Origin of the sequence: Antarctobacter heliothermus, assembly GCF_900188425.1 — a bacterium.
GTDB lineage: Bacteria > Pseudomonadota > Alphaproteobacteria > Rhodobacterales > Rhodobacteraceae > Antarctobacter > Antarctobacter heliothermus.
In genome coordinates this window covers 82,444-98,259 of sequence record NZ_FZON01000014.1, presented here as the reverse complement: position 1 = coordinate 98,259, position 15,816 = coordinate 82,444, and the positions used below count along the sequence as shown (strand labels likewise).

General features: G+C 62.4%; 18 protein-coding genes. 9 read left to right on the top strand and 9 right to left on the bottom strand.

Annotated elements, in window-relative coordinates:
- Nucleotides 1-240 (bottom strand): transposase (locus CHB90_RS09740; RefSeq protein WP_170941021.1); only part of this gene is annotated, 240 nt, incomplete at its 3' end.
- Nucleotides 241-270: 30 nt separating this feature from the next.
- Here CHB90_RS09740 and CHB90_RS09735 point away from each other — a divergent pair.
- Nucleotides 271-789: a hypothetical protein gene (locus tag CHB90_RS09735; RefSeq protein WP_089277675.1), complete on the top strand. Its 519-nt coding sequence runs from the start codon at nucleotides 271-273 to the stop codon at nucleotides 787-789.
- A gap of 531 nt (nucleotides 790-1,320) precedes the next feature.
- Here the strand turns inward: CHB90_RS09735 and CHB90_RS09725 are convergent.
- Genes CHB90_RS09725 through CHB90_RS09710 form a run of 4 tightly spaced genes read right to left on the bottom strand, consistent with a single transcriptional unit; the run spans nucleotide 1,321 to nucleotide 4,333 of the window.
- A complete protein-coding gene (locus CHB90_RS09725; protein ID WP_089277674.1) occupies nucleotides 1,321-2,403 on the bottom strand; it encodes a dihydropteroate synthase in 1,083 nt (360 codons plus the stop codon).
- Nucleotides 2,400-3,068, bottom strand: coding sequence for an HAD family hydrolase (locus CHB90_RS09720; protein WP_089277673.1), 669 nt, complete (start codon nucleotides 3,066-3,068; stop codon nucleotides 2,400-2,402). Before CHB90_RS09720 ends, CHB90_RS09725 begins: the two co-directional genes overlap by 4 nt.
- Before the next feature lie 3 nt (nucleotides 3,069-3,071).
- Complete coding sequence (locus CHB90_RS09715; protein ID WP_089277681.1) at nucleotides 3,072-4,001, bottom strand: methylenetetrahydrofolate reductase; 930 nt, start codon at nucleotides 3,999-4,001, stop codon at nucleotides 3,072-3,074.
- A 35-nt stretch (nucleotides 4,002-4,036) separates the two neighbouring features.
- Complete coding sequence (locus tag CHB90_RS09710; RefSeq protein ID WP_089277672.1) at nucleotides 4,037-4,333, bottom strand: virulence factor; 297 nt, start codon at nucleotides 4,331-4,333, stop codon at nucleotides 4,037-4,039.
- A gap of 297 nt (nucleotides 4,334-4,630) precedes the next feature.
- Between CHB90_RS09710 and CHB90_RS09705 the strand changes: the two genes are divergently transcribed.
- A complete protein-coding gene (locus CHB90_RS09705) occupies nucleotides 4,631-5,743 on the top strand; it encodes a Ppx/GppA phosphatase family protein (RefSeq protein WP_089277671.1) in 1,113 nt (370 codons plus the stop codon).
- Nucleotides 5,744-5,762: 19 nt separating this feature from the next.
- Here CHB90_RS09705 and CHB90_RS09700 read toward each other — a convergent pair whose 3' ends face one another.
- Nucleotides 5,763-6,110, bottom strand: coding sequence for a DUF1428 domain-containing protein (locus tag CHB90_RS09700; RefSeq protein ID WP_089277670.1), 348 nt, complete (start codon nucleotides 6,108-6,110; stop codon nucleotides 5,763-5,765).
- Between the two features lie 141 nt (nucleotides 6,111-6,251).
- On the opposite strand from CHB90_RS09700, the gene CHB90_RS09695 reads away from it, so the two are divergent.
- The 6 genes from CHB90_RS09695 to CHB90_RS09670 all read left to right on the top strand — a co-directional run bounded on the left by CHB90_RS09695 (nucleotide 6,252) and on the right by CHB90_RS09670 (nucleotide 11,967).
- On the top strand, nucleotides 6,252-6,980 hold the full coding sequence (locus CHB90_RS09695) for an RlmE family RNA methyltransferase (protein ID WP_089277669.1): 729 nt from the start codon (nucleotides 6,252-6,254) through the stop codon (nucleotides 6,978-6,980).
- Between the two features lie 337 nt (nucleotides 6,981-7,317).
- On the top strand, nucleotides 7,318-7,944 hold the full coding sequence (locus CHB90_RS09690; protein WP_089277668.1) for an SGNH/GDSL hydrolase family protein: 627 nt from the start codon (nucleotides 7,318-7,320) through the stop codon (nucleotides 7,942-7,944).
- Nucleotides 7,944-8,381, top strand: a complete 438-nt coding sequence (locus CHB90_RS09685) for a lipocalin/fatty acid-binding family protein (protein ID WP_089277667.1) — start codon at nucleotides 7,944-7,946, stop codon at nucleotides 8,379-8,381. The genes CHB90_RS09690 and CHB90_RS09685 overlap by 1 nt, the downstream gene beginning before the upstream one ends.
- Entirely contained in the window at nucleotides 8,378-9,139 is a 762-nt protein-coding gene (locus tag CHB90_RS09680) for an SDR family oxidoreductase (RefSeq protein WP_089277666.1), read from the top strand. Before CHB90_RS09685 ends, CHB90_RS09680 begins: the two co-directional genes overlap by 4 nt.
- Nucleotides 9,140-9,232: 93 nt before the next feature.
- Entirely contained in the window at nucleotides 9,233-10,642 is a 1,410-nt protein-coding gene (locus tag CHB90_RS09675) for a carnitine 3-dehydrogenase (RefSeq protein WP_089277665.1), read from the top strand.
- Nucleotides 10,643-10,698: 56 nt separating this feature from the next.
- Nucleotides 10,699-11,967, top strand: coding sequence for a glycerate kinase type-2 family protein (locus CHB90_RS09670; protein ID WP_089277664.1), 1,269 nt, complete (start codon nucleotides 10,699-10,701; stop codon nucleotides 11,965-11,967).
- Here CHB90_RS09670 and CHB90_RS09665 read toward each other — a convergent pair.
- Complete coding sequence (locus CHB90_RS09665; protein WP_089277663.1) at nucleotides 11,958-12,707, bottom strand: hypothetical protein; 750 nt, start codon at nucleotides 12,705-12,707, stop codon at nucleotides 11,958-11,960. The genes CHB90_RS09670 and CHB90_RS09665 overlap by 10 nt on opposite strands.
- 116 nt (nucleotides 12,708-12,823) lie before the next feature.
- On the opposite strand from CHB90_RS09665, the gene CHB90_RS26950 reads away from it, so the two are divergent.
- Nucleotides 12,824-13,699: a glycosyltransferase family 2 protein gene (locus CHB90_RS26950; protein WP_089277662.1), complete on the top strand. Its 876-nt coding sequence runs from the start codon at nucleotides 12,824-12,826 to the stop codon at nucleotides 13,697-13,699.
- Nucleotides 13,700-13,705: 6 nt separating this feature from the next.
- Here CHB90_RS26950 and CHB90_RS09655 read toward each other — a convergent pair whose 3' ends face one another.
- Nucleotides 13,706-14,242 (bottom strand): hypothetical protein, encoded by a 537-nt coding sequence (locus tag CHB90_RS09655; protein WP_089277661.1) that lies wholly within the window; start codon nucleotides 14,240-14,242, stop codon nucleotides 13,706-13,708.
- A gap of 187 nt (nucleotides 14,243-14,429) precedes the next feature.
- Nucleotides 14,430-15,800 carry a M20/M25/M40 family metallo-hydrolase gene (locus CHB90_RS09650; protein ID WP_089277660.1) on the bottom strand — a complete coding sequence of 457 codons (1,371 nt, stop codon included), beginning with the start codon at nucleotides 15,798-15,800 and terminating at the stop codon, nucleotides 14,430-14,432.
- Nucleotides 15,801-15,816: the final 16 nt, after the last annotated feature.

The window sequence follows — 15,816 nt, the reverse complement described above, 5'->3', positions numbered from 1 at the left end:
TAGGCTTTCAACGAACCCGGTCGTCTGCCGGAGCGCCATGCCGAAAAGGACTTTCATCGTCAGGCATGCCTGGATCGCGGCGTCGCTATAGAGCGGCTGCCGGCCTCGCTTGCCGGTCGGCGGTGGCACCCAGACCATGTCCGGGTCGAACCAGATCGTCAGGGAGCCGCGCTGCTTCAGCGCTTCGTTGTAGGCCGGCCAGTTCTTGGTCTTGTAGCTCGGCGGGATCGGTCTGCTCATGCAGGACAGCTACCACGCTGGATTCACGAGATGAATCCCTCAACCAGCCTTTGCGCAACAAAGCCTCCTGGAAGCGAGGATACTAACTTTGACGACACCGATGACCTGTACCGCAGAAGCGAAGAACCCGCCGTACAGGACATCTGGGGTCTCGACCTTTTCATACTGCATGCCCCAAAAGACGGAATCTCGGATCAGTTCAACAGTCTGGGGGACTGGACATCGTCAGTGACGGTTTTTGGACGGATGCAGGATGCCTTTAGAATTGCTGCGCGCGCAGATGTCGAGAATTCCGCATTTATCGTTAACATCGATGTTTTCGGTCCGCTGGAGAACGCCGTTGAAGAGCTGTTGGCCCTGCGGCAGACAAATTCGGGTCTGACAGTTGTTATCCTCTCCGCCGACTTCAAGAGGGACGAAGCCTCAATTGAGCGGGCGGCGATCGCCGACGCATCTATTCGACTGCCATGCAACCGGGAAAGACTAGAACGAGGTTTGGCAGCCGCGACCGAAAATGCCAAACAAAGGCGCCGTAGCGCATCGGAGTGAAGCCTGATAGCGGCGTTGATTTGCGTTCCGCAGAGACCCAGATTGGTGCGGCGTCGTTGAATTTCGTAAGATTCCGGCCTGGTTTTTTAGGTGGGCGGAGGCGTTTTTTCTTTTTTGTTTTCAGTGTCGTGAGTTGAGCCGTCAACAGAGTTCCTGTTGCGTGCTGCCTGAAAAATAGGCATGAGTTAACAAAACGTTAAATTTGTCGATTGTTTGGGGGGTGCTATGCGACGTTTCATTCTTTTGTTTGTTTTGTTGTTGACGGGAAGTGGGTTGGCAGACACAGCGACCCTAGAGATCCCTAAAACGTCGACGGAGAGGTTAGAACACTTCCGTATGGCGCAAGCATTCGATTGCCGGAATGTCAGCTGCAAACGTCTGAGATCCTGCGAAGAGGCCTGCTTCAAGCTGGTTCAGTGCGGCCAACGGGTAAGGGATCGCGACAACGACGGGATTCCTTGCGAAAACCTCTGTTCGCGTCGCTGCTAAGCAATAGGCCCGACCGTCTGGCCGGGCCTTTGTCATGGGGGCTTAGGCCCGCCGACGTCGTCCGCCGGTACGGCCCGCGCGGCCGCGGCCCTCATGCCCGGCCTTGGGCGGCTGGCGGTTGAACTCGATCCAGGCGGCACCGCCGTCGTCCTGGTTCATCAGAAAGTTGGCGGCGCGGATCGCCTCCATTTCCTTGCCCGGACGGGCGTTGGTGCTGCCCAACCCGAAGAGCGTCACAAAGGTCTCATCGTCGAGATCGTCGGGAAGGATAATCCCTGCGGCGGCGATTTCGGCCTTTTTCTCGGCAATCTTGGCGGCGTTGATCGGCAGGGCGACCGGATTCATGATGGCCGATGTCATGCCTGCGCCCATCGCCATCGGCAAAAAGGCGTTGTTGATGCCGTGCCGGTTGGGCAGGCCAAAGCTGATGTTCGACGCGCCGCAAGTGGTGTTTACACCCAGCTCATCCCGCAGCCGGCGTACAAGGGTAAACACCTGATGACCGGCTGTTGCCATGGCCCCGATGGGCATGACCAGCGGATCAACCACGATGTCATGGGCGGGAATGCCGAAATCGGCCGCCCGCTCGACGATCTTTTTCGCCACGGCAAAGCGGACATCGGGATCTTCAGAAATGCCGGTGTCATCGTTCGAGATGGCCACAACCGGAACATTGTACTTTTTGACCAGCGGCAGCACCAGTTCAAGACGTTCTTCTTCGCCGGTGACAGAGTTCAACAGCGGGCGGCCCTCGGCGGCGGCCAGACCGTTTTCCAGCGCACCAGGCACCGAACTGTCGATGCACAGCGGCGTGTCCACGACCCTTTGCACCACTTCGATCAGCTGTTTCATCAGCGTCGGCTCGACAAAGTTGTTGTCGGCGTAGCGCGGATCTTCGGCCATCTTGTTCGAGAACACGGCACCCGAGTTGATGTCCAGAATGCTGGCGCCGGCGGCGGCCTGTGCGATGGCGTCCGCCTCGACGCGGCTGAAATCGCCTGCTTCCAGCTCGACGTTCAGGATCTTGCGGCCGGTGGGGTTGATCCGCTCACCGATCACGCAGAACGGTTCGTCAAAGCCGATCACGGCGGTTTTGGTTTTCGATTCGACGATGGTGCGGGTCATGTCACGTCTTCTCCTGTCAGGCGGTCAAGCGCGTGCTCAAGCGCGGGGTCGTTGAAATCTGCTAGCGTCAACTGCGCGCCATGCTGGCGCAAATCTGCGTCCGAAAGGCCCGACCGCAAACCAACGGCATACGCCCCCGAAGCTGCGGCGGCCCGCATCCCCGAGGGGCTGTCTTCAAACGCGATGGCCCGATGCGCCGGTACGTTCAAGGTGCGCAACGCGGCCAGATAGGGTTCCGGGTCCGGTTTGCCACGCACGCATTCCTCACCGATTATCATGGTGTCGAACGCGTCGCGCATCCCGATGGCCCGCAACATGGCCTCGGCATTGTTGCGGTTTGCGTTGGTGACAATGGCCACCGCCCAACCGGCGTCCTTCGCGCGCGCCACCAGCTGTTCGACACCCGGCATGGCGGGGTAGGGGGTTGGCAGTCGTTCCCGAAACAGCGCCTCTTTGTGATCGGACAGCCCTTGTGGATCCTCCAGGTCGGGCAGGAACTCTGCAAAGAAGTCCACGTTCAGCCTTCCGTGGACATGCTGCATGTAGAACTCTTCAGTGATCTCGATGCCGTAAGGCGCCATGAGATCGACGTAGACCTCACGGTGAAGGTCATCGGTCATCAACATGGTGCCGTCCAGGTCGAACAGCAAAGCGGGCCTGGTCATGCGTCAGCCGTGCGCCGCTGCGGGGCGGGCCGCGTTGCCACCGTTGGCGATGGCCCATTCCGCGTTGGACTTGATCCCGCCCAACGGGAAGAAATGCACCTGCTCGATGTTGAAATCCGGGTTGGCGGCTTTGTGTGCCGCAAGCTGTTCCAGCACCTCGGTCGGCTCATAGGGCAGCAGCAGTTTCGTCACGTCCATGGCGCGCTTTTGCAGAACCTTCAGCGACGGGCCCACACCGCAGGCGATGGCGAACTTGATCAGCGTTTGCAGCTTGGCGGGACCGGCGATGCCGATGTGGATGGGCAGGTGGATGCCCTCGGCTGTCAGGCGATTCGCCCATTTGATGATCGGACCGGCGTCAAAGGCGAACTGGGTGGCCAGCGCCATTTGCGCGTCGGTCCGGTCAGAGAACGCCTGTTTCCAGCGCAGCGCCTGCATCACCATCGCATCCCCGCCATCGGCGTCGATGTCGCGGTTGCCTTCGGGATGGCCGGCGACGTGCAGGCGTGCAAAGCCAGCCTTGTCGAACAACCCGGTTTCCATCAACTGCATGGAACTGTCGAAGTCGCCGTGCGGGTTGGTCACACCACCGGCCAGCAGCAGCGCCTGATCGACACCGGCCTCACCCTGATACATGGCGATCCAGTTTTCCAGCGTGGCGGCATCCTTGATGATGCGGGCGGGAAAATGCGGCATGACCTTGTAGCCATCTGCGGAGAGACGCTTGGCGGTGCTGACCATCTCCTCGATCGGGGTGCCCTCGATATGGGCGATGTAGACGCGGGTGCCGGTCGGCAGCAGGGCGCGGAAATCCTCGACCTTGGACGCGGTGCGCGGCATCACCTCGATCGAGTATCCGTCCATGAATGCCTCAAGATCGGGGTTCCCGGTGCGCGGGGCCGCGTCGCGTTTGCGGAAATTCAACAGCGCCATCAGCGTCTCCTTCAGGGTCATTGCGGTGGCGGGCCTCAGGCCCAACCGTCGTTGGCGATCAGCGCCTTGATGCGCTCATGGTCGAATTCGGCGTCCAGCCGGGCGGCGGCGGCATTGGCGGCCTCCTGCATGTCGCCCTCAACGGTGCCCGAGGCCACCTTGTGCCACTCGGCAAGATAGGCGTCGGTCTCTGCGGCCCCCGTCTTCATGGCGGCGCGGTCGATGGCCTGCTCGAACCGTTCGGGCAACTGGACCTTCGCGCCGCGACGGCCCTTGCCCACAATGACCTGGGCGGGAATGTCGCGCCAGTAGACGATGGTCAGCTCTGCCATGGGTCCGATTCCCTTGTTTCTTTGCAACTCTTTACGCGCGGCACGACGCGGCGACGGGTCGGTTTTCGACGTGTCCCGCGTCATGCGCGACAGCTTATGCGTTCGGACGGCGGGTTCCAACCGTCCACAGCTTCAGAAGTTCTCACGAAAGATATGAGGAAGATTAACGTATCCTTTGAACGGCGGCCCATCCGGCGCCGCATCCCCCCCCACCAGACCCGGATTCATGGTGCTTGCGCGTTGCCGGAACGGCGCGTATCGTTGTGGGTAACTTAATCTCGGAAAAGGCGCAAAACCATGGCGCCCAAGCGTCCCAAGGCTGCGGGCGCTTTCCCGAAACCGGTCGAGAGCCCCGCGCCGTCACGACCCGATCCCAACGCGCTGTATGCCGCGCTGGATCTGGGAACAAACAGTTGCCGCATGCTGATTGCCCAGCCAAAGGGCAGCCAGTTTCATGTGGTCGACAGCTTCTCCAAGTCAGTCCAACTCGGGCATGGCCTTGAGAAATCTGGCCGCCTGAGCCGGTCGTCCATGGGGCGGACCGTGTCGGCGCTGCATGTCTGTCGCCAAAAGATCGAGCGCCACAAGGTGACACGCATGCGTCTGGTGGCGACAGAGGCGTGCCGTCGCGCCCGCAACGCGCGGGATTTCATCCACCACGTCAGCCGTGAAACCGGCCTCAAGCTGGAGATCATCCAGCCGGAGGAAGAGGCGCGCCTGGCGGTGATTTCCTGCGCGCCGCTGGTCTCGACCAAGACGGAACAGTTGCTGGTGGTGGATATCGGCGGCGGGTCGACCGAACTTGTCTGGATTGACCTGTCCAAGGTCGCGCCGCGTGAAAGACCGCGCGCCATCATGCGCCTGCACGCCGGATTTCACCCCCCTGACAGCCCGTTTCCGTCGGCCAAGGTTGTGGACTGGATCAGCGTCCCGCTGGGGGTCGCAACCCTGCGCGATCAGTTTTCCGATGTGCATGACGATGCGGCGCGCTATGCGCTGATGAGCTGGTACTTTGAGGAAAACCTTGCCGAGTTCGCCCCTTATCAGGACGAACAGGCGCGCGAGGGGTTTCAGATTGTCGGCACCTCCGGCACCGTCACAACCGTGGCCGCGTCCCATCTGGGTCTGCGCCGCTATGACCGGACCAAAGTGGACGGGCTGCGCATGTCGTCGGACCAGATCGATACCGTGGTCAACCGTTATCTGGAATTGGGCCCCGCCGGGCGGCGGCGCGATCCGCGCATCGGGCCGGACCGGCATGCCCTGATCATGTCAGGCTCTGCGATCTTGCAGGCGCTGTTGCGGTTGTGGCCGACGGACCGGCTGTCGGTTGCGGACCGGGGCCTGCGTGAAGGGCTGCTGTACGCCCAGATGTCGGCGGACGGGGTATTGGAGGACGGGCCGCTCTGACGGCCCGCCCCGCTTGCGATCAGGCGGTTGTATGCTTCAAAAGGGTAAAGCCGCCAAAGACCATGCGTTTACCGTCAAAGGGCATCTCGAACGGGCTGTCGTCCGACATCATCTTGGCCCAGCCCGCATCGCGCGCCTCTTTCGACGGCCAGAGGACATAACCTGAGGCCACGCTTTCACCGTCTTCCAGCTTGACCGCCATCGGCAGCGAGGTCACCTCGCCATCGGGCACGTCTTCGGCCCAGAGATCGACAGCCTCGATCGCGCCAAGGTCGAGAAACATCTTGTGCATGGGGACGAGAAACGCCTCATACTCGGCGCGTCTGGTGTCCTTCACGGGCGCAAGAAACAGGTCATAATACGGCATCGGTCCCTCCTGGATAAATCTGTGTCCAAAGGTGCGCGGGGCGGGGGCAATATGCAACGGCAATGTCGTGCCACCTTATCCGGGTTCCGGCGGGTTCGAGTTTGGCGTATGGCGGTAGGATCAAGAAAAGGCACCTGTGGCATGGCAAAGAAACCCACAAAGACGCCCTCCGGCAAGAACACGTCGGGGCGCGGACAACGCGACCTCAAGGTCAAGGTTAAGACGGCGCGCGGGCGCAAGCTGTCCTCGACCCTGTGGCTGCAGCGGCAGTTGAACGATCCTTATGTCAAACGCGCCAAGGAAGAGGGCTATCGCGGGCGCGCCGCCTTCAAGATCCTTGAGACCGATGACAAATACCGCTTTCTCGTGCCCGGCGCCCGGGTGGTGGATCTGGGCTGTGCCCCGGGTGGGTGGTGTCAGGTGGCTGTGCCGCGCGTGAACGCGCTTGGCGAAAAGCAGGGCAAGGCGCAGGGCTTTGTCCTTGGGATCGATCTGCAGGTGGTGGACCAGATCCCCGGCGCGGAACTGCATGTGTTGGATTTCATGGAGGACGGTGCAGACGACAAGGTCAAGGCATGGCTGGGCGGCAAGGCCGATGTGGTCATGTCGGACATGGCGGCGGCCTCTTCGGGGCACAAGCAGACCGACCACATTCGCATCATCGCGCTGTGCGAGGCGGCGGCCCATCTGGCGTTTGACGTCCTCGAAGAGGGCGGCACCTTTGTGGCCAAAGTCTTGCAGGGCGGGGCCGAAGGTACGCTTCAGGCGGAACTGAAACGGCGCTTTGAAAAAGTGTCGAATTTCAAACCGGGTGCGAGCCGCGCCGATTCAAGCGAAAAATTCGTTGTCGCCACGGGGTTCCGCGGCTGAGAGAGGTGATGGCCACGCCTTGCAGGCGGGCGGCCTCTCCCTCTGTCAGCGGGACATCGGTTGGGTTCGGTCTGTGCGGATCTTCGGACGGCATGGCCTCTTGCCGGTACAGATCGAACAACCGCGCGCGCCGCGACGTGCGCAATTGCGCAGGGGTCTGGTCAGTGTCTTGCATGGTGGCCTTTCGCCTGGCAGCGGCCCTGACCGGGCAGACACCCCGATCAACATAATAGTTGTTGCAGCGTTTGGTGCGCAAAAACAAGGGGAACGACGGCATTTGAGGGATTGACCCGCGCCGCCGTTGCCGTCTGGATAGGCGTGAAACGGGGAGGGCAAGATGACGGTGATCCTGTGTTACGGCGACAGCAATACCCACGGGACTTGTCCCTTGCCTGCGCCCGGCGTCGATCTGCGGCACCCGCCGGGGGATCGCTGGCCCGATGTGATGGCAGCCGCGCTGGGTCCGGACCATCGCGTCATTGATGAGGGCCTTCCGGGGCGCACTACGGTGCATGACGATATGGTCGAGGGCGGTATGCGCAATGGGGCGACGGTGCTGCCGGCGGTGCTGCACAGCCACAAACCGATCGACCTGATGATCCTGATGCTGGGTACAAATGACCTCAAGACGCGGTTTTCCGTTTCTGCGTGGGAGATTGCGCGGTCGGTCGAACGGCTGGCGCTGATGGCGCGCGCCGAGGGCGTGGTGCGCGACATTCTGTTGGTCGCACCCGCGCCTGTACGTGAGACGGGCAGTCTGGCCGAGGTTTTTGCCGGGGCAGAGGCACGCCAGTGCGGGCTGGACGGGTTCCTTTCGGCGGCTGCCGAAAAACAGGGGTTCGGTTTTATGCGCGCCGGGGATCACGTTACGGTGTCCGACATGGACGGGGTGCACTGGGCGCCAGAGGATCATCACCGGTTTGGCTCGGAAATGGCAAGGTACGTGGCGGAGCGGTTGGCGTGATGCGCCTGATCGCTGTTCTGCTGCTGGCGGGGTGCGCAGCTGCGCCCGACACGACCAAACTGCCCTTGCGCAACCCCACTGCGCCTGTCGCCTCGCAGACCGATGCCGCGCTGGGACGGCTGGCCGGGGACTGGCGTGTTGTGCAGGCAGCGGGGATTGCGCCGGGGGCGCAGCTGCGTTTTGGCGCGGATCAGGCGGTTCTGGCGGGGCAGGCGGTGGCGCTGTCGGATCAGGGGCGCGGGCGGCTGCTGCTGGGGGACAGGCCCGTCTGGATCTACTGGATTGACGCCGACAACCGCACTGTCGCCATGGGCGACCCGGACGGGCAGCGCGTCTGGATCATGGACCGGACAGGCCGCCCGGGTGAGCGTCTGCGCATCGCGCGTGAAATCCTGCAATGGTATGGCTATGATCTGACCCGACTGGAGGCGACATGACCCGTGTACTGATCACCGCCGGGGCCGCCGGTCTGGGGCGCGCCATGGCCGAAGGCTTTCTGGATCGCGGTGACCGGGTGGCGGTCTGCGATATCGACGCGCAGGCGGTGGCCGAGTTTGCCAAGGCGAACCCGGATGCCATCGCGCAGGTTGTCGATGTCACGGACGAGGTCGGCATGGCGCGTTTTCTGGCGCATGTAGAACAGATATTTGGCGGAATCGACGTTGTCTGCGCCAATGCGGGTACGGGTGGTCCCGCGGGACGGATCGAAACGCTGGATCTGGATGCCTGGCGCGCCTGCATCGACGTGAACCTGACCGGGGCCTTTCTGACCTGTCGCTGGGCGGCGCGCCTGATGCGGGCACAGAAAAGCGGCGCGATTGTGCTGACCAGCTCAACCGCCGGTTTGTTCGGCTATCCGCTGCGTGCGCCTTATGCCGCCGCGAAATGGGCCATCGTCGGGCTGACAAAGACACTGGCCATGGAGCTGGGGCCAGAGGGCGTGCGGGTCAACGCCATCTGCCCCGGCGCGGTCGAGGGCGACCGGATGGACCGGGTTGTGGCCATGGAAAGCGCGGCCTCGGGCCTGTCAGCGGACGCAGTGCGGGCGCAATACGTCAAGGGCGTTTCCCTGCGCAGTTGGTTCACGGCAGAGGAGGTGACAGAAACCGTCCTGTGGCTGACCTCATCCGCGGCGCGCAAGATTTCCGGGCAGATCATCTCTATCGACGGGCATACCGAAACACTGGTGCCGTGACGGGTTCTGCATGGTCATTCGCGCTTTCTGCCGGGTGTGCAGGCGCGTAGCCTGCAATCTGGGCGCACAGTCATCGCGATAAGGGAGAGGCAAGTGGCAAGACGGGCAGCGATCATTGGTGGCGGCGTCATCGGCGGCGGCTGGGTGGCACGCTTTGCGCTCATGGGCTGGGAGGTGCGGGTGTTTGACCCGGACCCAGAGGCAGAGCGCAAGATTGGTGAGGTCATGGCAGGCGCCGCGCGGGCATTGCCGATGCTCTATGAGACGCCGATGCCGCCGCTGGGGCCGATCAGCTTTCACGCCACCATGGCTGAGGCGGTTGCAGGTGCGGAGTACATTCAGGAAAGCGTGCCAGAGCGGCTGGACCTGAAACACAAGGTCTACGCAGAGATCCAGAAAACCGCCTCTGACAGCGCGGTTTTGGCCTCTTCCACCAGCGGGTTCAAACCCTCGGAGCTGCAAGAGGGGGCCGCGCGGCCCGGTCAGATCGTAGTCGCGCATCCGTTCAACCCGGTCTATTTGCTGCCGCTTGTTGAACTGGTGCCGGGGCCGCAGGGCGCGCCGGACATCGTCGCCGCTGCGCGCGACATCCTGACAGAGATCGGGATGTACCCCCTGCATGTCCGGGCCGAGATCGACGCCCATATTGCCGACCGGTTCCTGGAGGCGGTCTGGCGGGAGGCGCTGTGGCTGGTCAAGGACGGCATCGCCACGACTGAGGAAATCGATAATGCGATCCGCTATGGCTTTGGTCTTCGCTGGGCGCAGATGGGCCTGTTCGAGACCTACCGCGTGGCGGGCGGCGAGGCGGGGATGCGGCATTTCATGGCGCAGTTCGGCCCGGCGCTGGAATGGCCTTGGACCAAGCTGATGGATGTGCCTGAATTCACCGACGAACTGGTGGACCTGATCGCAGGGCAGTCCGACGCACAATCCGGCCACTTGTCGATCCGCTCGCTGGAACGGTTGCGCGATGACAACCTTGTGGCGATTTTGCGTGCGCTCAAGGGACAAGAGGCGGGCGCCGGCAAGCTGATCCGCGATCACGACGACGCAATGCGCGTCCCGCTGGAAGAGACTGTCCCGATGGTCACGGTGCGCCGTATCGTGCCGGTGGACTGGACCGACGTGAACGGCCACATGAACGAAGGCCGCTACGGACAGGTGTTTTCCGACGCCAGTGAGGAGTTGATGACATTTGTGGGTGCGGATCGCGCCTATATTGATGCAGGCAACAGTTATTTTACCGCTGAAACCAACGTGAAGTACATCTCGGAAACCCTTGCAGGTGAAGCGATTATTGTCGAAACGAAGGTGGTACAGGGCGAGGGCAAGAAACTGCGCCTCTGGCATGAGATGAAGCGCGCTCAGGATGGTGAAATGCTGGCCACTTGCGATCAGTTCCTGTTACACGTCTCGTTGGAAACACGCCGCAGTTGCCCGCCGTTGGACACCGTCCGTGCCCGGGTCGAGCGGCTTGCAAAGGCGCATGCGGACGCGTGAGGCGAAAGGCGCTGACGTGCCCAGATCTGATAGGCAAAAACGTGGCAAGGGAACTCATGGAACCGCGCAGATTTCTGACCGACTTGTTCGAAGTGGCCGTCGCCGCAGCTGATCCGTTGAAGGCGCTTGAGGGCATTCTGCCCGACAAACCCAAGGGGCGGACCATTGTCGTGGCTCTGGGCAAAGGGGCAGCGCACTTGGCGGCGGCATTTGAAACGCTCTGGGACGCGCCGGTCGAGGGCGTGGTCGTGACGCGCTATGGCTACAGCGCGCCCTGTCGGCACCTGCCGGTGCTGGAGGCGGCGCATCCGGTGCCGGATGAGGCCGGTGTGGATGCTGCTTCAGCGGTGATGCGGGCGGTCAGTGGTCTGACGGCGGATGATCTGGTCGTCGCGCTGGTGTGCGGCGGCGGGTCGGCGTTGTTGCCCGCGCCTCCGCAGGGCCTGACGCTGGAAGACGAACAGGCGCTCAACCGCGCGCTGTTGGCTTCTGGCGCGCCTATCGGCGTGATGAACGCCATTCGCAAACATGTGAGCACGATCAAGGGCGGACGTCTGGCGGCGGCCGCCCACCCGGCGCGGGTGGTTTCGCTGGTTGTGTCGGATGTGCCGGGGGACGATCCGGCGCAGGTGGCCTCTGGTCCGACGGTGCCTGACCGGGTGACACGCAGCGATGCCCTTGCGATGATTGAGGCGCGAAATATCAAGCTACCTGAAAGGATTATGGCGCATCTTTCAAGTGAAGGTTGCGCCGCCCCCAGCCCCACGGATCGGGTATTTTCCCGCAATGAGGTCCGGGTCATCGCTTCGGCTCGTCTGTCGCTGGAGGCGGCGGCGGCACGGGCCGAAGCGCAGGGGATCAGCGCGGCGATCCTGTCAGACGCCATCGAGGGCGAGGCCTATGACGTGGGCCGTGTCCACGCGGCTCTGGCACGCGAGGTTGCGCTGCGCGGGCGTCCTTTCACCGCCCCTGTGGTGATCCTGTCAGGAGGCGAGACGACGGTCACTCTGGGCGCGTCCCCCGGGCGTGGCGGGCGCAACACGGCTTTTCTGATGGGATTGGCCGAAGGGGTCGAGGGCGTATGCGGCCTCACCGCTCTGGCCGCCGACACCGATGGGATCGACGGCACCGAAGACAACGCAGGTGCCTTTGTCGACGGCAGCAGTTTTGACCGGCTGCGCGGTCTTGGGCATGATCCGAGGGGGTTTGTGCAACGACAAGACCCCTATAGCGCCTTTGAGGCCTTGGGGGACATTTACGCGCCCGGTCCAACCGGTACAAACGTAAATGATTTCAGGGCGATATTGATCAATTCTCAGCCATAGTCGTAGCCAAGACGGGCCTCTGTCTCCAGGTCCAGGGTTTCTCGCAGAAGGGCCATATCGGGATCTGACAGCGCCTTGGGCGTGTCGGGCCGCGTCTCTATCGCCGGCTGAAACTTGGACCCAAGCCGCTTGTGGACAGGGCGCAAGGCACCGTCACGGGGCGGCAGGTCCAGCCCCGCGTGGACCGAATCCAGAAACGCCTCAGGCGCGGCCTGTACCGTTTCCAGACGGCACAGGACAACGGTACATCCCCGGCGATGGTAGGATAGCAACCCCTGCAATTTCGCGCGCCGCAGGGTGAAAAGATTGCGAAAGACCTGCCCGGTGATCGGGTGGCGGTCGTGTTGCAGTGGTTGGCCCAGTCCACCATGTTCAGCGACCTGCGGAAAATACCGTTTTCGGTCCGCCACGGTGCGCCACGGCGCTCGGATGAAGTCCGCAAATTCCATGGCTTGCATCGCTGGTGGACAGTGCCAAGGTTTGGCATGCATCGACAGTGCCCAACTGCGGGCGTCGCGCAGGGTGCATATGATCGCTGAATCCTGGGGGATCGCGGTCATCAAGGGAAACCCATGTTTCCAGCCGAAATCCTCAACCGGCTTCAGAGGCGTGTTGCGACCCAGCAGGCGTTTGATGAAGTTGGTCCCCGAAGACCGCTCTCCAAAAACTTGAAAGCGAGTTGGCGGGCCATGGGGGCGAGTGATTTGCCAGCCGATGTCGCGAAATTCGGGATCGATCATGGGTTTGACTGCCTGTTTTTCCACAAGGTAGCGACAAGACTTTCAGAATGCGATTCCCCAGATGCACGGGCTGGGCTAGTCTGGCGTCAAAACAACAGGCGAAGAGGCCAGAGCAGATGCAATCGGTTGCGGCGGCGCTGACCATGGTGCGCGGAGATGCGTTCTTTTTGAAGGCATGGCTGCGTCACTACGGCGAAACCCTGGGGCGCGAGAATTGCTATATCGTCAACCACGGCCATGGCGAGGATGTATGTGATCTGGCAAAGGGGTGTAATATCATTGGGATACCCGGTGATCCTCATCCAAATTTTGATATGAAACGGTGGCGTATGCTGAACAACCTCGTTCAGGGACTGCGTTGTTACTATACCCATGTGGTTGTCGGCGACGTGGATGAACTGGTGGTGGTGGACCCAGCGCATGGCGGCTCATTGCTGGAGTACCTGGGGAACACCCGCCCCAAACGTGTTCTGACACCTCTGGGTCTGGAGGTGATCCACCGCACCGACATCGAAGACGCCCCGATCGGTGGTCAGATCCTGGGGCCGCGTCGGCACGTCCGGCTGGCACCGCATTACTCCAAACCCTGCGTGATCAGCCATGGGGCCAAAATTGCGCGTGGCGGTCATTTTACCCAGTATGAACACCTGATTGCCCCGGAGGAACTGTATCTATTCCACCTGAAATTCTGTGATTTCACCAACTACGCGACCACCATGAACGCACGCAACAAGGTGACAGCAGAGGTGGGCACCGGCATTCAGGACACGGCCATCGGGCGGCATTGGTTCGCCGAGGCGCGCGGCGAGGACCGCGAGGTGTTTGATGCCTTCGCGCGGTTGCCGATGCAGGACGGGTTTGACCTGTCGTGGGTTCGAAAACGCATGAAACGCAGTTGGGCACCGCGCGGCGAAACCGGCTTTTATGCCTTCAAGCGACCGGATTACGACGGACAATACCTGTTGCCCGATCGTTTTGTCGGGGTGATCTGAGCAGCGTTATCCGCGTGACGACGTGAACCGGATCTGGTCGATGTCGAGGCCGGGAAACACATCGCCGACTAGGTCGCCCGCTTTTGCCAGAAAACCTTGTGAATGGCCGTCCAGCAGATCGTAGCCCAGCAGGTAGATCGCGTCGGGTGTGTAGAACATGGCAAAGGCCAGCGCCGCGCCCAAGACATAGGCGCGCCCGTTCTTGCGGCCGACGCCTGCGGTCAGGGCGGTGCGAATGACCTGAAGCGTCAACATGACCAGTGTCGCGGCCAGAGCGGCGGTCAGGGCAGACAGGACCAGCTGTTGGGTGTCTGAGGTCAGCCCCTGTTGGCGCAGGGTTGCTTCGATCGTGGCGCGATTGGTGCCGATTGCTGCAGCCGTATAGGCGGCGCCGAACCCCAGCAGGGCCGCAGTCACGACCTTGGGTTGGGTCCGGTTCCGGCCGCGCGGGCCACCGACCTGTCCCATTGGATCGATCTGCTTGACCCTGCGGCTGAAATCACCGTGGTCTTGCTTGCGAAAGGCGGAGGGGCGATAGGGCATTGTCATGCCCCATTGGGTAACGCGCGATTGCGGCGGGATTTCCGGCGAAATGTGGCGGAAAGCCGTTTTTTGTCCTCAAGTCATGCGGGTTTTTCATCAAACCCGTGACTAACTCCGCCACGTCGGGCACTGGCAGAGCGTTCCAGGCGGGAATGGCACGGGACCCAAAAGCCCCGCGCACACCGCGTTAGCGGATCGCGTCAAGGATACGCGCCCAGCTGCGGATGCCCTTGTGAAAACTCTCGACGTCGTATTTCTCATTCGGGGAGTGGATCTGGTCATCGTCCTTGCCCCAACCCACCAGCATCGAATCCATGCCGAGGATCTTTTTGAAATAGCCCGCCACCGGGATCGACCCGCCGCAGCCGGTAAAGGCGGCCTCATGTCCCCATTCCGCGCCCAGCACGCTGCGCGCCGACTCAAACGCCGGGTGCGTCGTCTGCATCTGACTGGCAGGAGAGGCGCCGTGGCCGTGAAAATCGACCGTCACGTCCTCGGGCAGCTGCGCGCGGACCCAGTCGCGGAAATGCTCCCGCAGCTTGTGCGGATCCTGCTGGCCGACAAGGCGAAAGCTGACCTTGGCCGAGGCCTTGGAGGGCAGCACCGTCTTGAACCCGTCGCCGGTGTAGCCGCCGATGATGCCGTTGACCTCGGCGGTGGGGCGCGACCAGATCATTTCCAGCGCCGAACGGTCCTGTTCCCCGGCGGGCTTCGCAAGACCCACGTCACCAAGGAACGTGGCGTGGTCGAAATTCAACGCGTCCCACTGCGCCTTGATCTCATCCGACAGTTCGGGGACGTCATCGTAGAAATGCGGCACTTGAATGCGTCCGGTGACGTCATGCAGATTGCCAAGAATGCGGCAAAGGTGGGTGATCGGGTTGGCCGCCGCACCACCGTACATGCCCGAATGCAAATCCTTGGCGGGGCCGGTCAGAGTGATTTCCTCACCCAGCAGCCCGCGCAATTGGGTGATGATCGACGGCACGCGACTTTCAAACAGGCCGGTGTCGCAGATCAGGGCCAGATCGGCTTTCAGTTCATCCTTGTTGGCCTCTAGGAAGGGGATCAGGGACGGAGAGCCGCTTTCCTCTTCGCCCTCGAAGAAAAAGGTGATGCGGCAGGGCATGGTGCCGTGGACGGATTTCCACGCCCGGCACGCCTCGACAAAGCTCATCAGCTGGCCCTTGTCGTCAGACGCGCCGCGCCCGCGGATCACCTTGCCCTTGGGCGTGTCCTCGATCTGCGGGTCAAACGGATCGCGGTCCCACAGGTTCAGCGGGTCGACCGGCTGCACATCGTAGTGTCCGTAGAACAGCACATGCGGGCCGTCGCCCTCGACGTGGCCAACAACCATCGGATGGCCGGGCGTCTCGCGCGTCTCTGCCGCGATGCCAAGACCCTTCAGGTCGGCGACCAGCCAGTCGGCGGCCTGCTGGCATTTGTCGGCGTAGGCCGGATCGGTCGAGATCGACGGGATGCGCAGCAGCGCCATCAGCCGGTCAAGCGCTGCGGGCAGGTCGGAATCGATCTGGGAAAGGGTGGCGTCAAGGGACATGAGACTCTCCTGCTGG

Excerpts from the sequence above, each read along its gene's own strand:
- CHB90_RS09710 (WP_089277672.1), bottom strand. The coding sequence starts at position 4,333 with ATGGCAGAGCTGACCATCGTCTACTGGCGCGACATTCCCGCCCAGGTC.
- CHB90_RS09705 (WP_089277671.1), top strand. The coding sequence starts at position 4,631 with ATGGCGCCCAAGCGTCCCAAGGCTGCGGGCGCTTTCCCGAAACCGGTC.
- CHB90_RS09685 (WP_089277667.1), top strand. The coding sequence starts at position 7,944 with ATGCGCCTGATCGCTGTTCTGCTGCTGGCGGGGTGCGCAGCTGCGCCC.
- CHB90_RS09670 (WP_089277664.1), top strand. The coding sequence starts at position 10,699 with ATGGAACCGCGCAGATTTCTGACCGACTTGTTCGAAGTGGCCGTCGCC.
- CHB90_RS09650 (WP_089277660.1), bottom strand. The coding sequence starts at position 15,800 with ATGTCCCTTGACGCCACCCTTTCCCAGATCGATTCCGACCTGCCCGCA.
- CHB90_RS09655 (WP_089277661.1), bottom strand. The coding sequence starts at position 14,242 with ATGCCCTATCGCCCCTCCGCCTTTCGCAAGCAAGACCACGGTGATTTC.
- CHB90_RS09720 (WP_089277673.1), bottom strand. The coding sequence starts at position 3,068 with ATGACCAGGCCCGCTTTGCTGTTCGACCTGGACGGCACCATGTTGATG.
- CHB90_RS09665 (WP_089277663.1), bottom strand. The coding sequence starts at position 12,707 with ATGATCGATCCCGAATTTCGCGACATCGGCTGGCAAATCACTCGCCCC.
- CHB90_RS09700 (WP_089277670.1), bottom strand. The coding sequence starts at position 6,110 with ATGCCGTATTATGACCTGTTTCTTGCGCCCGTGAAGGACACCAGACGC.
- CHB90_RS26950 (WP_089277662.1), top strand. The coding sequence starts at position 12,824 with ATGCAATCGGTTGCGGCGGCGCTGACCATGGTGCGCGGAGATGCGTTC.
- CHB90_RS09715 (WP_089277681.1), bottom strand. The coding sequence starts at position 4,001 with ATGGCGCTGTTGAATTTCCGCAAACGCGACGCGGCCCCGCGCACCGGG.
- CHB90_RS09690 (WP_089277668.1), top strand. The coding sequence starts at position 7,318 with ATGACGGTGATCCTGTGTTACGGCGACAGCAATACCCACGGGACTTGT.
- CHB90_RS09680 (WP_089277666.1), top strand. The coding sequence starts at position 8,378 with ATGACCCGTGTACTGATCACCGCCGGGGCCGCCGGTCTGGGGCGCGCC.
- CHB90_RS09725 (WP_089277674.1), bottom strand. The coding sequence starts at position 2,403 with ATGACCCGCACCATCGTCGAATCGAAAACCAAAACCGCCGTGATCGGC.
- CHB90_RS09735 (WP_089277675.1), top strand. The coding sequence starts at position 271 with ATGAATCCCTCAACCAGCCTTTGCGCAACAAAGCCTCCTGGAAGCGAG.
- CHB90_RS09695 (WP_089277669.1), top strand. The coding sequence starts at position 6,252 with ATGGCAAAGAAACCCACAAAGACGCCCTCCGGCAAGAACACGTCGGGG.